The sequence below is a fragment of the Longimicrobium sp. genome (assembly GCF_036554565.1).
GTDB lineage: Bacteria > Gemmatimonadota > Gemmatimonadetes > Longimicrobiales > Longimicrobiaceae > Longimicrobium.
The window spans coordinates 1-14,511 of sequence record NZ_DATBNB010000093.1 but is presented as its reverse complement, the minus strand read 5'-3'; the positions used below and the strand labels follow the sequence as shown (position 1 = coordinate 14,511).

The 14,511-nt window shown below is 73.6% G+C and carries 12 protein-coding genes; 11 read left to right on the top strand and 1 reads right to left on the bottom strand.

The window, feature by feature from the left end; translation table 11 throughout:
- Positions 1-429 precede the first annotated feature (429 nt).
- From VIB55_RS02545 to VIB55_RS02520, 6 genes are all read left to right on the top strand, one after another.
- The gene (locus VIB55_RS02545; protein WP_331875094.1) at positions 430-663 is read left to right on the top strand and encodes a hypothetical protein; all 234 of its coding nucleotides are present in this window, start codon (positions 430-432) and stop codon (positions 661-663) included.
- 104 nt (positions 664-767) lie between these two features.
- Positions 768-1,421 carry a DsbA family protein gene (locus VIB55_RS02540; RefSeq protein ID WP_331875093.1) on the top strand — a complete coding sequence of 218 codons (654 nt, stop codon included), beginning with the start codon at positions 768-770 and terminating at the stop codon, positions 1,419-1,421.
- A 29-nt stretch (positions 1,422-1,450) separates the two neighbouring features.
- Entirely contained in the window at positions 1,451-1,837 is a 387-nt protein-coding gene (locus VIB55_RS02535) for a PDZ domain-containing protein (RefSeq protein WP_331875092.1), read from the top strand.
- Positions 1,838-1,860: 23 nt separating this feature from the next.
- Complete coding sequence (locus VIB55_RS02530) at positions 1,861-5,484, top strand: carboxypeptidase-like regulatory domain-containing protein (protein ID WP_331875091.1); 3,624 nt, start codon at positions 1,861-1,863, stop codon at positions 5,482-5,484.
- 285 nt (positions 5,485-5,769) lie between these two features.
- Positions 5,770-6,429, top strand: a complete 660-nt coding sequence (locus VIB55_RS02525; RefSeq protein ID WP_331875090.1) for a carboxypeptidase regulatory-like domain-containing protein — start codon at positions 5,770-5,772, stop codon at positions 6,427-6,429.
- Complete coding sequence (locus VIB55_RS02520; protein ID WP_331875089.1) at positions 6,426-9,386, top strand: adenylate/guanylate cyclase domain-containing protein; 2,961 nt, start codon at positions 6,426-6,428, stop codon at positions 9,384-9,386. The genes VIB55_RS02525 and VIB55_RS02520 overlap by 4 nt, the downstream gene beginning before the upstream one ends.
- Positions 9,387-9,450: 64 nt before the next feature.
- On the opposite strand, the gene VIB55_RS02515 is transcribed toward VIB55_RS02520, so the two are convergent.
- Complete coding sequence (locus VIB55_RS02515; RefSeq protein WP_331875088.1) at positions 9,451-10,068, bottom strand: polysaccharide biosynthesis/export family protein; 618 nt, start codon at positions 10,066-10,068, stop codon at positions 9,451-9,453.
- A 268-nt stretch (positions 10,069-10,336) separates the two neighbouring features.
- Here VIB55_RS02515 and VIB55_RS02510 point away from each other — a divergent pair, with 268 nt between their 5' ends.
- The 5 genes from VIB55_RS02510 to VIB55_RS25595 form a co-directional block, all read left to right on the top strand.
- Complete coding sequence (locus VIB55_RS02510) at positions 10,337-11,563, top strand: hypothetical protein (RefSeq protein ID WP_331875087.1); 1,227 nt, start codon at positions 10,337-10,339, stop codon at positions 11,561-11,563.
- Positions 11,564-11,577: 14 nt separating this feature from the next.
- A complete protein-coding gene (locus tag VIB55_RS02505; protein ID WP_331875086.1) occupies positions 11,578-12,237 on the top strand; it encodes a hypothetical protein in 660 nt (219 codons plus the stop codon).
- Positions 12,237-12,530, top strand: coding sequence for a PqqD family protein (locus VIB55_RS02500; protein WP_331875095.1), 294 nt, complete (start codon positions 12,237-12,239; stop codon positions 12,528-12,530). Before VIB55_RS02505 ends, VIB55_RS02500 begins: the two co-directional genes overlap by 1 nt.
- Before the next feature lie 25 nt (positions 12,531-12,555).
- Positions 12,556-14,385 carry an asparagine synthetase B family protein gene (locus tag VIB55_RS02495; protein ID WP_331875085.1) on the top strand — a complete coding sequence of 610 codons (1,830 nt, stop codon included), beginning with the start codon at positions 12,556-12,558 and terminating at the stop codon, positions 14,383-14,385.
- Between the two features lie 28 nt (positions 14,386-14,413).
- Positions 14,414-14,511 (top strand): lasso RiPP family leader peptide-containing protein (locus VIB55_RS25595; protein ID WP_414680916.1); only part of this gene is annotated, 98 nt, incomplete at its 3' end.

Here is a 14,511-nt window from a genome sequence, read left to right as displayed (position 1 = left end):
GGGTGCTCCGCCGCTCGTTCGTTGGCCGCCCGCCCCCCCTTCTCGTGCAGATCCAGCAGCCATTCTTTCATATAATGCCCGGCCGAAACCGCGCCGGGAAGGCGGCCTGGACAAGCCTGTTCCAGACAGTTGCACCTCGTCCGTACGCGTGACAGGGTTGCTTCGCGCGTCGGAGACGCATTCGGCACAAGGTGGGAACATCCCCGTTTTTCGTTGCGGTTGCAGGGATTGTCCGCCTGCCCCCACGGAAGGCAAGGGGTCCGTCAGGGCGGCGAATCGACGGCGGGCGGACTCTCGTACCTGTGATATCACGACACACTTGACCGAATGTTGGGAAACATTTTATTATGCTGCACCGCCACAAACGAACGTTTTGCCCGGCGGTGAAGAGCAATCCCCCTTTTCATTCCCCACGTAGGAGAACCTCGCATGACCAAGCAGACCGTCACCAAGCTGTTCGCCGGCGCCCTCATCGCCCTGGGCGGCATGTCCCTGGCGCGCCCCGCGCAGGCCACGGAGCTGTTCGACTGCCAGGAATCGCACGAGCAAGCGGTAGAGGCCGGTACGGAGATGTGTGGCGACCTCGGGTACAAGTACGCGACCACCACCACGTACTGCACCAACAACACGGCCACCAGCTCCAAAGTCAGCTGCCACAACTGATCGCGGAACGTCGCCGGCAGGGGACGCGGGCAGCTCCGCTGGCCCGTTTGCCCTGCCGGCATCCGTTTGCAACACCCACCCAGCGGCTAGAACGAGCAGCGTCGATGATGGAAAAGCTGAGTACCACTCTGTTGGTGATTTGCGCGGTAATCGTGACGGGGCTGCTGGTCAGGCGGGAACTGCAGCCGTCCGATGCGGCGTCGAGTGCGGCGGAGCCCGTGCACGTTCCCGAGTGGCAGGGATACGCGGCGGCGGGGGCACGAATGGGTCCCGCCGACGCACCGGTGACGATCGTTGTTTTTTCCGACTTCCAGTGCCCGGCCTGCCGGGTGCTCGCCGAACGGCTCAAGACCCTGCGCGCCGACCGCGGCAGGGACGTCGCGGTGGTGTACCGGCATCATCCCCTTCGTACGCACCCCCACGCCAGGATGGCCGCGCGCGCCAGTGAGTGCGCGGGGCGCCAGGGCCGGTTCGAGGCAATGCACGATGCGCTGTTCCAGGCGCAGTCGTCCATCGGGACCCGGGCATGGGACGACATCTCGAAGGAGGCCGGCGTCGGGAACCTGGATGAGTTCGGCCGCTGCATGAAGGATGCGGAGATGGATTCGATCCTGGTGCGTGACGCCGCACAGGCGAAGCAGCTCGGCATCGACGCGACACCGACGTTTCTGATCAACGACACCCGCCTGGTGGGGGCCTTTCCGCTCGCCACCCTCAACCGCCACATCGACCGGGCCCTGCGCGCGGCTCGCCGATAGGCAACCACCTTTCTGCAGGACGGCAACCGATGAAGCTGTTTCGAGTCATGGCCGTGTGCGCGGCGCTTCTCGCGCCCGCGGCCGGCGCCAGCGCGCAGGAGACGACCGCGGCGACCGGCCGGCAGCCGAAGGCGGATGTAGGCTTTGGCCTCGAGTTCCAGATTGCGCAGACACCGGGCGGGATGCAGCGGACGGGGTACCCCCGCGTGAGCTCGGTCCGCCCCGGCTCCAGCGCCCAACGCGTGGGGCTCGCGGTGGGAGACCTTCTCCTTTCGGTGGACGGACGCGATACGCAGCGCACCAGCCGGTGGTTCACCGATGCGGTGCCTGGACGACGCTACACGCTGCGCGTGCGGAGCGGCGGCACGGAACGGGAGATCGTTGTCGAAGCGGGTCCCCCGCCCGCCCGGAACTAGCGATCGCGGACGGGCCAGGCAGCGTGAGAAGATCCATCCGGGCGTTCGCGATCATCGCGGCGGGCATGTGCATGTGGGCCAAGGCGCCGTCCCTGGCCGCCCAAGCCGTGACGGCGACGGTCGAGGGCCGGGTGACCGGGGCTGAGGCACAGCCCATCGCCGCGGCGCGCGTCCAGGCCACGTCCGAAGAGGGCGAGGGCAAGGCGGCCCTGACCGATGCGAGCGGCCGCTACCGGCTGACGTTCACGCGGCCGAGCAGCCGGTTCGTGGTTTCGGCCCATGCCCTGGGGCACACGGGGGCCACCAGGGTCGTGCGGGCCGCCGCGCAGGGCGTGGCGACGGCGGACTTTTCGCTCGCGGTACGCGCCGCCGTGCTGGACACCGTTTCGGTCAGCGCCTCGGCGGTGCGCGCGGCGGAGGCGCGGCGCACGCCGGGCACCACCAGTTCGGCCCGCAGCGCCAACCAGCTCCGACGGGAAGCGCTGCAGGGCGAAGACCTCTCGGACCTTGCGACCCGGGGATCCGGCGGCACGCGGGTGCCCGGGAGCGAGGGCGGCGTGTCGTTCGCGGGGCAGTCTCCCGACCAGACGCGAGCTACGCTGGATGGCGCGTCGCTCGAGGGCGATGCCGTTCCGCGGGAGGCCATCCGCGGGGCCGCGGCCGTCACCAACTCCTACGACGTAGCCCGCGGGCAGTTCACCGGCGGCCAGTTGGCCGTGCAGACCCAACGGGGCGAAAACGGCTGGGGCGGCGCCGTCCGGGTCAGCGCCAACCTTCCCTGGCTGCGGTACGGCGACTGGCCGGGGGCACTGGGCACCCCCACCGCGGGCGGCAGCGTCGACGCCGGGGGTGGCGGGGCGCTGGTGCGCGACCGCCTGTTCGCCTATGGGGCCTTGACGCTGCGCGACGAACACGCGCCTTCGCGCTCCCTGGAGAACCTGGCGGCGGGCGACCTGCTGAGGCTTCGCGCGGACCCGGATTCCGTGCGGCGCTTCGTCGCCATTACCGACGCGCTCGGTGCAGGCGGTGGCCGCCCCCTGGGCGACGCCAGGCACGGCGCGGTGGGGCTGCTGCGCCTGGATGCCACGCTGTCGCGGCTGCACACGGCGGTTCTGCGGTTCAACGGCCAGTCTTCGCGCACGTGGTCCGGCGACCCTGCGTGGGCACGCGCGGGGAGCGGCGCCGAATCGCGGGGAACCGGCGGCGGAGTGATGGGGCAGCTGACGTCCGGCGGCATCCACTTGGGCAACACGCTCCGGCTGCACCACGCGGTGTCGTCCGCACATAGCGCCAGCTCACAGCTTACTCCCGCGGGCACCGTGCTGGTGGGCGGGTCCGGCCCGGAACACGGCCAGGCGGAGTCTCTGCTGTTCGGCGGCAATCCGTTCGCGGACACCGACCAGCAACGCACCGTGAGCGAGATCTCGGACGAAGTTTCCTATGTTACCCCTGACGGCGCGCATCGCCTGCGCGGCGGCGTGGAGTGGCGGCACCAGGACCTGCGGACGACCAGCTGGGCGAACCGGCTGGGTACCTTCGGCTTCGCGAGCCTGGCCGACCTGGAGCAGTCCCGCCCCGCCTCGTTCACGCGCACCCTGAACCCGCGAGAAGGGCGCGCCGTCGCGGCCTATGCGGCGGGCTACGTCGGACATCATTGGGCGTCGGGAGCTTTCAGCGTGGACTACGGCCTCCGGGCCGAGCGCTCGTGGTACCCACACCACCTCGCCGCCGCCCCCCGCGTCGCGGAGCTCTTCGGGCGCGCTCCCGGCCGCGTGCCCTCCGACGTGCGCGTGAGTCCCCGCGTCGGCGCATCGGTCGAGGTGCGGCTGCCCTGGGACAGGCGTGCCGGTCACGGTACCACCACCATCCACGGCGGCATCGGCGAGTTCGGCGGGGCGGTGCGCGTGCCTTCGCTGGCGACGGCCCTGAGCGAAACCGGATTTCCCGGTTCGGCAATGCTCGTGTGCCTGGGCGACGCGGCGCCGGCGCCCGACTGGCACGCCTACCGCGGCACGCCGGACGCGGCCCCCACCGCCTGCACCAGCGGGACCCCGCAGTTCGCGACCCGCCTGCCCCGGGCCACACTGTTCGGCTCGGACTATGCCGCCCCGCGCGTACGGCGTGCGTCTTTGAACGGGGCGGGCCAGTTGCCGGGACAGATCTTCTGGGATGCGTCCGTCGCCGTGCTGCGGGGGTCGTCGGAGCCCCTGGCCTTCGACCGCAACCTACTTCCGCGGGTGGCGTTTACGTTGGCGGAGGAAGGCGGCCGAGCCGTCTACGCCCCCGCCGCGGCCATCGAGCCGGCACTGGGAACCCCGAGCCCCGCCGCCTCGCGCCGCGTGGACGCATTCGGAACGGTTCGCGAGGTGACCGGCGACGGGCGTTCGCGCACGACGCAGCTCACCGCTCGCCTTGGCGGCATTCTTCCGGGCAACCGGGGCACGTGGAGCGTGGCGTACGCCTGGACCCACTCGCGCCTTCTCGTCGGCCCGATCAACGCGCCGGGTGGCGCGCCCGCCAGCACGGGCGCCGACCCGCTGCGCCCGGAATGGGCTGACGCTCCGTATGCCCCGCGGCACGTCGTGCACGGATCGTGGAACCTCTGGCCCGGGCCTCCGGGGTCGCGGGCCAAGTTCCAGATCCGCGGACAGCTGGCTTCCGGGCTGCCCTTTACTCCCATGGTGGGCGGCGACGTCAACGGCGACGGTGCGGCCAACGACCGGGCCTTCGTGTGGGATCCCGCAGCGGCGCCGGACTCCACCGTCGCGAGCGGGATGCGCACGCTCCTGGACCGGGCTCCCGGCGGCGTGCGGGGGTGCCTGCGCCGCCAGTCCGGCACCGTGGCGGCGGCGAACAGCTGCCGCGGCTCGTGGTGGGCGTCACTGGACGCGGTGGCCGAACTGCAGTTCGCAAAGCTCCGGGGGACGACCGCCAATCGGTTCACGGTGTGGATGGTGGCACGCAACCTCCCCGCGGGGCTCGACCAGCTGCTGCACGGCCCGGGGGACCTGCGCGGGTGGGGGCAGATTTCATTTCCCGACCCCACGCTGCTCTCGGTGCGTGGTTTCGACCCGGAGCGCCGTGCGTACCGGTACGAGGTGAACCCCCGCTTCGGCTCCCTCGCGAACCCGGCGGCACCGCGCGCACCCTTCACCTTGAGCGTGCAGGCGCGCCTGGTGCTGGGCAGGGACCCGGCCTACCGCAACCCCCTTGCGGCATCGCCCAACGGGGGCGGTGCTCTCGCCCCTGCAAGGGTCCGGGCCCACCTCCAGCAGCACGTTCTGAACATTCCCGCCGAGGTCCTGGCGCTGAACGGGCCGCGTGGGGTGCAGCTGCTGCCCGCCCAGGCTGCCAGGCTGCAGGAGGCCGCGGACTCCCTTCAGCCGCAGATCACGGCCGTGGTGGATTCCCTGGTGAGTTCGCTGACCGAGCAGCCGGGCTCGCGAACAGGGGCACAAAGGGCGCAACTGGACGCGCTCACCGCACGCGCCCGCGCCGTTATCCACGCCGGCGCGGCCACTTCCCGCGCTGTGCTCTCCCCCGTTCAAGCGGCGCGTCTGCCTCGCCACCTGCGGGATCCGGATCTTCAGTTTGAACTGTTGCCGTCCATGGAATTCGCCGTTCCCGCGGATCCGAGCACGTACTGAACTGAACCGCGAACGGTTCCCGTCGCCCGGGACCACGTAGCGTGAGGACGCTGCCGTACGCGCTATAAACCGCGGCGGACTCGCTCCACGACGCGGCCGAGCCGCCGGTAGCGCCACCATCCTGCCGACGCTCCGGCACGTCCTTCCGCTCGACACAGACACCGCCCGCCGGGGATGGCACTGGGGCGGTTCAGTCGCCCCTCGCGCCCCGCTGGTTCGGGCGCGCGGGGCGGCTTATCTTGCGGTTCCCGCGTTCGCCTTCCGCCGCACCGCTCTCCCTCTCCGATGCCGCACCGGTTCCGCGCCGCCCGTTCCTTGCTGATCGCCGCCATCCTCGCCGCCCTTCCCGGTGCCGCCGCCGCGCAGTCCGGCGGCACCATCGAGGGGCAGGTGGAGCTGTCGCCGCGCGCTGCCCGGCGGGTGGCGTCCAGCTATCCGGGCGCGGCGGGCGGCACCCACGTCGTGGGATCGGTGCCGCCCGTGGCCTTTCTGGTGGGACGGATCGCGGGCGCGCCGCCGGCCTCGCCGCAGCGGGCGCGCCTGGCGCAGCAGGACACCAGCTTTCGCCCCGCCCTGCTGGTGGTGCCCACGGGGGCGCGGGTGGAGTTTCCGAACGGCGACCCCTTCTTCCACAACGTTTTTTCGTACTCCCCCGTCAAGCGGTTCGACCTGGGCCGCTATCCCCGCGGCGAGTCGCGGACGGTGACCTTCGACCGCCCCGGCGTGGCGAAAGTGTACTGCGAAATCCACCAGTGGATGCGCGCGGCGGTGGTCGTGGTCGAGAACCCCTTCCACGCGGTGGTGGGCGCAGACGGGCGGTTCCGCATCGCCGGGGTTCCCGCGGGGCGCTACCGGCTGACGGTGTGGGACGTGGACCGGGGCGAGCGGACGGTGGACGTGGTGGTCCCCGCCTCCGGCACGGCACGCGTGCGGCTGCGGCTGTGAGGCGCCTGGCGGCGTTGCTCGCGCTGCCGCGCACCAGCTTTCGCGCGCGGCTGCTCCTGGCGCTCGTCGGCTCGGTGGGGCTGCTGCTGGCGGCCGCGCTGCTGGTGGTGCGGGTGCAGACGCGCCGCCACGTGGCCGTGATGGTGGACCGCGCCGTTCAGCGGACCGACGCCGCGTACCGGGAGATGGAAGCGGCGCGCCTGCGGCAGCTGCGGGGATACACGGCGCGTTTCGCGGGGAGCAACCGCCTTCCCGCGGCGCTGGAGGAGGCCGTGCTGAGCCCCGGCGCGGCCGAGTTCCTGGGCGAGACGGTGCTTTACGAGCTGCAGCTGGCCGGCATTCCGAACGCCCTCGCGGCATTCGGAGGACGGGACGGCGCGCCCGTCGCGGCGGTGCTGGACGGTGCGCGCCTGTCCGACGCCCGGGCGGCGCTCCCCGCGTCGGCCGCATCCGCCGCGGCGGGGCCGGCGGAGGGCGTGGCCTCGCACCACCGCGTAGGCGGGCGGCTGTACACGGTGCAAACGGTGCCGCTGGCGCTCTTCGGCGAGCCGGTGGGCACGCTGACGCTGGGGATTCCGCTGGACGACGCGGCAGCCGCGCAGCTGGGGCGCAGCGTAGGGGCAGAGGTGTGCTTCCTGGCCGACGGCCGGTGCGTCGCGTCGACCCCGGGCGTGCGGCGAGGCGGGCTGGAGCGGCGGATGCGCGACGCGGCCCGGGCGGGGGCGCGCCGCCGGACCCGCTGGAACGGCGCGCGGATGGCGCTGGTGCCGGCGCGCCTGGCGTCCGGCGGAGGGGCGGATGAGGTGACGCGCATCGTCGCCATCCCGCTGGAAGACGTGCTCCGCCCGTTCGACCAGCTGGAGCGCGCGCAGGCCGCGGCGGGCCTCGTCTCCCTTCTCGTCGCGCTGGCGCTGGGAACCGTGCTGTCGCGCTCGTTCGCGCGCCCGGTGCGCGCGCTGGTGTCGGCGACGCGCAAGGTGGCCGAGGGCGACCTGGAGACGCGCGTGGCGGTGGCCAGCCGGGACGAGCTGGGCACGCTGGCGGCGGCGTTCAACGAGATGACGCACGGGCTGATGCTCAAGGAGCGCTACCGCGGCGTGCTCGACAAGGTGGTTTCGCGCGAGGTGGCCGACGAGCTGCTGAAGGGCGAGATCCGCCTGGGCGGCGAAACGCGCGACGTCACCTCGCTGTTCGCGGACGTGCGCGGGTTCACCACCCTGACCGAGGGGATGGACCCCGAGCGCGTGATCGGCCTGCTGAACGAGCTGGTGGGGCGGATGGGCGCCGCGGTGGAGGCGGAGGGCGGGGTGGTCGACAAGTTCCTGGGAGACGGGCTGATGGCCATCTTCGGCGCCCCGGGCGTGCAGCCGGGGCACGCCCTGCAGGCGGTGCGCGCCGCCGTGCGCATGCGGGACGCCGTCGCCGGGGTGAACGCGGAGCGGGCGGCGCGGGGGGAGGCGAACGTGGAGGTGGGGATCGGCATCAACAGCGGCCCGGCGGTGGCGGGGAACATGGGCTCGCCGGGGCGGCTGAACTACACGGTGCTGGGCGAGTCGGTGAACCTGGCTTCGCGCCTGTGCTCGTCGGCCGAAGGGGCGGAGATCCTGGTTTCGCGCGCCACCTGGGAGCGCGTGGAAGACGAGGTGGACGCCGTCCCCGGCGGAATGCGGAACATCAAGGGCCTGTCCGCGCCGGTGGAGGTGTTCCGGATCCGCGGCCTGCGTGCGGCGGGTCGCATCCCCGTGCGGGGGATGGCCGTGCTTGCGCTCGCGCTGCTGGCATGCGCCCCCGCCGCCGCCCAATCGCTGCCGACGCTGGCCGACCTGGGCGCGACGTGGACGTCGCCGGGGGGCACGGTGCAGGTGACGCCGCGGGGCAGGCTGGAGCTGGAAGCGAACCTGCCCGGTGGGGCGCGCGCCTGGCAGGTGCCGGGGACGGAGCCCGTGTTGCAGCCGCGCGCGGCGCTCTTCGTGGACGCGTTCGCCGGGTCGCGGTGGTACGCGGGGTTCGCCGCGCACGCGGGCCGCGCGCGTCCGCTGGGCGAACAGGACGTGAGCGTGCGGATCGAGCAGGCGTTCGTGCGCTGGAGCCCGTTCGGCGGCGACGGCCTGTTCGTGCAGGCGGGGCAGTTCGTTTCCCCGTTCGGCAGCTATCCGGCCCGCCACCACACCACCGCCGATCCCTTCATCCGCCCGCCCCTGCCGTACGACCACCGGACCATCCTCAGCGCCGGGCGCGTTCCCGGCGGCGCCGCCGGGTTCCTGCGGTGGAAGGACGAGCCCGCGGTGCACCGTCCGGAAGGCGCGCCGCCGGTGTGGGCCGCGCCCTACCCCACCGGCGCGATGGCCGGCGGGCGCGCCGGGCGCATCGTCGCCCGCGTCGCCCTCCTGACCAGCGCCCCCTCCGCGGCGCCGCGGCGCTGGCGGTTCCGCCCGAAGGACGCGGCGCCGTCCCTGGCCGCAGCGGCGGGCGTTCAGCTGACCGCGGAGGCGCGGATCGGCGCGTCCTTCAGCCGCGGCCCGTACCTGGAGCCGTCGCCGCTGCAGCCGGCGGCGGACACGATCGACGCCGGCGAGTTCCACCAGCAGATGTGGGCGGTGGATGCCACGTTCACGCGCGGATGGGTGGAAGCGCGCGCGGAGGTGATCCTGGATCGCTGGGAGGTGCCGAACGTGGGCGAAGACCCGCGCGACGTGTCGTGGACGGCGGAGGCCAAGGTGAAGCTCTCCCCCGCCCTGTTCGTGGCGGGGCGCTACGGGGCCATGCGCTTCAACCGGATCGGGGCGGCGGGCGGGCAGGTGCGCTGGGACTACGACGTGGACCGCGCGGAGGTGGCCGCCGGGCTGCGGCTGGGGCGCAACACCGAGGTTCGCGCCGAGTACCTGCGCCTGCGCACCGGCGCGCCGCCTGCCCGGGGCGACGATGCCTTCGCGGTCCGCTGGGCCTGGGTGTTCTAGACCGGAAGGGACGCGGGCCTCGGCGCGCGTCCCTTCCTTCGTCATCCGCGATCGGGGCGGCTCGCTACTGCTGCTGCAGGAGGAGGATCGCCCCGACCACCGACGCCAGTGCGCCCACCACGCTCGCCACGATGGAGATCGTTTCGCGCAGGGCGTTCGTGCGGCGCGGGACGCGGATCTGGTCGCCCGAGCGCACCCGCATGGCCGCCACCTCGGGCGTGGGGCGCAGCAGGTCTACCTCGATCTGGCGCCCGTCGCGGAACAGGACGGCGCGGTCCAGCCGCGCGTTCTCCGTACCCCCGCCCGCCGTGGCCACGGCCTGCAGCAGCGTGGTTTCGGGGGACAGGTTGTACAGATTGGGAAGCTGCACCTCGCCGCCCACCCCCACCCGGTGAAGGAAATCGAACACGAACTGCGGCTGGCTCTCGTACTGGCCGAGCGCGGCGCGCAGCAGCTCCTGGATCTGCGGGCGCGAGGCGCCCACCACCCGCACCCCGGTCAGCAGGGGGTGCAGGAGGGTGCCGTCCGGGGCCACGGTGAACTCGCCGGTGAACTCCGGCTGGCGCCACACGGCCAGGCGAACGACGTCGCCCGGGCGCACGGAAACGGAGTCGCCCGCCTGCGCGGCGGCGGGCGCGGCGAACGGCAGCGCGAGCAGGAGCAGGAGAACAATTCGGCGCATGGCAGGGCGTGCGTGCGGGTGGATGAAACGGCGCTGGATGCGTCGGCACGGGGCCGCGCCGCGGCCGGCGTCCCCCGTACACGCCAACCCCGGGCGAATCGCATGCCGCTCGTCTTCCCGGGCGCACGGATCGTCCACCCGTAAGCCTTGTGCCCACACCCGTTCACGGCGATATTGGACGATCAAGTCGCGAAGCCACGCCGGTTTGCCCTCCCCCGGCCCGCGATCCGTTTACGCTCGGCCATCACGACAGAGCACCCGCCCGCCCATGCGCATCAGCACGCGTACGATCCTGCTGCTGGCCGCCGCCCTGGTGGCCTGGCCCGCCGGTGTCCAGGCGTCGCCGCTGGCGCCGCGCCCGGTGCGGGAGTGCACGTGCGCCGCTCCGCGCCCCCTGGCAGGGTCGGTGGCGGGGCGCGGCCGCTTTGCGCAGGTGGATACGCCCCCCGCCCGCCCCGGCGCGCCGGACCCCTGCGCGCCTCCGCCGGTGCGCCCGCCCCCCGGCCCCGAGACGCCCCCCGGCGGCGGGCGGCCGGCAGACCCCTGCACGGGGCGCCCGGTGCCCGGGTCCGGACAGCCCGCGGCCGGCGGAGCGCCCACGCCCGGCGCCCCGGAAGCGGGATCGTCTCCCGGCACCGAAACGGGGGTGATGGTCCCCACGGGGCCGCCCACGGACGTCACCTCTCCCGCGCTCCCGGCGCCTCCCGCCGAGGGAGCCGCGCCGCCCGTCCGCGCCACCGCGCCCGACCCCGCGCGGGCGGAGCACAACCGCGGGCTGCTGCGGCTGCAGGCGCTGGCGCTTCGCGACGCCATCCGGCCGGGACCCGCGGGCAGCATCTCGGTGCCCACCGGCTTCGGGGTGGAGTTCGGCGAGATCTTCGTCGGCGCCGCCTACCAGGCGCGCACCCGCTACACCACCGATCCCGACGCCGGGCTGGTGATCGGCACCGGCATCGGCAGCCGGCACCTGCTGGCGCTGGAGGCGGCCCTCACCTCGTATTCCACCGTGCGCGGCGGCGGTCCCGGCGAAACGGGCGGCCTGAGCTTCAAGCTGCACCGGTCGCTCCCCGGCGACGCCGGCATCGCCGCGGGGTACGAGAACGCGGTGACCTGGGGGGGCAGCGACGCAGACCCCACGCTGTTCGTGGTCGCGAGCAAGGTGGTGCGGCGCACGCGCCGGCCCGGCGCCTGGCTGGACGCCGGCGTGCTCACGCTGGGCCTGGGCAACGGCCGCTTCCGCACGGAAGACGCCGACGCGGCCGGCCGCGAAACCGTCAACGTCTTCGGCGCCGCGGGTGTGCGCGTCACGGAGCTCGTTTCCGTGGCCGCCGACTGGACGGGCCAGGACGTGAACGCCGGGTTCTCCATCACCCCCCTCCGGCGCTTTCCGCTCGTGATCACCCCCGCCTTCGCCGACATCCTGGGCACCGCCGGCGACGGGGCGCGCTTCATCCTGTCCGTGGGCTACGGCGTGGGCTTCCGCTCCCTCTTCTGATGCAGGGACACATCATGCGCATTGCACTTCTCGCGGCCGCCGCGGCGCTGCTGGCCGCCGTTCCGGCCGCCGCCCAGCGCGGCGGCCGCTCCGACATGACGGGCCCCGGCCTGGCCGGCAGCGGGGTGGCCGGCGTGGGATATCACGGCGCCGCCTTCCGCGACATCGAGAACGCCCTCTTCCGCCGCGCCGAGGGCCGCGTGGTGTTCCGCAGCCCCGCCATCGCCTGCCGGGTGATGGCGCGTGCCGCGGCGGAGGCCGTGGAGCTGCGCGACGGCGGCCTGCGCCCCCCGCGCGGCTGGCAGAACGCCGCGCCCTTCCAGCGCCAGGCCCAGGCCGACGTCGCCGCGCTGCTGACGGAGGAGGGCACCGCCACCCCCGCCGCCCGCCGCGTGGTGGCGGCGCTGCGCGGCGGCATGCCGGGCGAGCCGGGCGACGAGCCCGAGCAGCTGGTGGCGGCCCTCGCGGGGCTCTTCCGCGATGGCGAGGGCGCCTGTCCGGCGCGGGACCGCTGGGTGGCTGGCGAGCGCTGGGCCGCGGCGCTGCAGGCGTACGAGTACTTCGTGCGCGAGGCGCCCGATGCGTCGCTGGATCCCATCTCCCCGGAGCTGGCCATCATCGGTGTGGTCCTGCGCGACCTGGTGGACGCCGCCCTGGCCCAGGCGCAAGCGTGATGGAAGCCGTCCCGCGCCTGGATTCCACCTCGCGCGTGGTGGCGGCGCGCGACCAGGTGTCGGCCGACCTGGACGGCGACGCGGTGATCCTGAACCTGGCCGACGGCGTGTACTACGGGCTGGACCCGGTGGGCGCGCACGTGTGGGGGCTGATGGCCCAGCCGCGCACCGTGGCCGAGCTTCGCGACGCTGTGGTCGCCGAGTTCGAGGTAGACGCCCCCACCGCCGAGCACGACCTGCTGGAGCTGCTCCGCGACATGGCGGCGCGCGGCCTGGTGGAAGTCGGCACCTGACCCCCCGCCCCGCTCCACGCGGACCATGAGCGGCATCGCGGGCTTCGTTTCGGCCGGCGGCGCGCCTGTCGATCCGGCTCGGCTGGCGCGGATGGCGGCGGCCCTCGCCCCCCGCGCCCCCGACGGCACCCGCACCTGGTCGGACGCACGCTGCGCCCTGGCGCACGGCCTGCTCCTCACCGGCGACGAATCCACTCCCCCGCCGCAGCCCTGTTCCGCCGACGGGCTCATCCACATCTGCGCCGACGCGCGCATCGACGGACGCGAGGAGCTTGCCCGCGCGCTGAACGCCGGCGGGATCGCGGCGGCCCCGGACGACTCCGCCACGCTGCTCATCCACCACGCCTACCGCCTGTGGGGCGACGCGTGCGCGGCGCACCTGCTGGGCGACTTCGCCTTCGCGCTCTGGGACGCGCCGCGGGGCCGTCTGTTCTGCGCGCGCGACCACTTCGGGGTCAAGCCCTTCTTCTACGCGCGAACCGGCGGCGGCTTTCTCTTTTCCAGCACGCTCGACTGCCTCGCCGCCGATCCGGCGGTGCCGGCCGGGCTGGACGAGGGGTGGATCGGCGACTTCCTGGTGCACGGCGACACGCAGGACGTGGCCGCGACGGTCCACTCCGCCATCCGCCAGCTTCAGCCCGCCCACACGCTGGTGGTGGAGGACGGGCGAGTGAGCATCCGCCGCTACTGGTCGCTTCCCCTGGACGAGGAGACGTGCTATCGCCGCCCGGGCGACTACGTCGACCACTTCGTCCACCTGCTGCGCGGCGCCGTGCGCGACCGGCTGCCCGGGGGCGCGGCGAGCTTCTTCCTGAGCGGCGGGCGCGATTCCACCTCCCTCGCGGCGCTGGCGACGGAGACGATCGCGCGGGGGGAGCGGACGGCCGCGCTGCGGGGCTACACCGCGTACTACGAGCGGCTGATGCCCGACCGCGAGCGGGAGTTCACCGAGCTGGCGGCAAACGCGCTCTCCATTCCCACCGAGTACACGGCGGTGGACCCGTACCAGGCGTTCGAGCGGTGGGGCACGCCGGCGCTCCGGCGGCCGCAGCCCACCGCCTCGGCGCTGATGGCCATCGAGGTGGACCAGCTGTCCAGCGCGGCGCGGCACGCCCGCGTGCTGCTGACGGGACAGGGCGGCGACGCCGTGCTGCGCGAAACGCGGTCGCGGCTGACGAAGCTGGCGGCGAGCGGGCGGCTTCTCCGCGCGGCGCGCGAGGCCGCGGAGTACGCCTGGCTGCACGGGCGGGTGCCCCGCCCCGGCGTGCGCACCTGGCTGCACGAGCGGCGCGGGGGGCGGCCGTGGCGGGCGGAGGTGCCCCGCTGGGTGGACGCCGGATTCGCGCGGCGCACGGGGCTGCACGAGCGGGTGGCCGCATGGAACGCCGGGCCCGGCATCGTCCACCCGCTGCGCCCGGAGGCGTACGAACAGCTGGTGGCGCCGCTGTGGCCGGGGATGTTCCTGGGCTACGATCCGGGGGTCACGGGCATTCCGGTAGAGGTGCGCCACCCCTACTTCGACGTGCGCGTGGTGCATTTCCTGTTGTCCATTCCACCCTCGCAGTGGTATAATGATAAGGGCTTGCTGCGCATAGGGATGCGCGGGCGGCTTCCCGAACGGCTGCTGCGCCGTCCCAAGTCGCCCCTGGTGGACGACCCGCTGCGCGTGCGATGGCGGGAACAGGGGGATGGATGGCTGGGCGGGCGAAGGGTCACGGAGGCCGTGGCCGCCTGGGTGGATGTCGGCCGGGTGCCCGCCGCGGCGGGCGGACGCTCGCCGGAGCCCCCGGAACAATTGTGGCAGGAGATTCGCCCGCTGGGGCTTTCCTTGTGGCTTTCCGCCCAACGAAGGTGACCCGGGGGAACCGTGAGAGGCTCGTTCGATGCAGAAGGATCTCCGGCCGGCTCCACGCAGGCCCTACGTTTCGCCACGGCTGAACGTGTATGGCGACGTGCGGGATCTTACCCTCTCCAGCCGCAC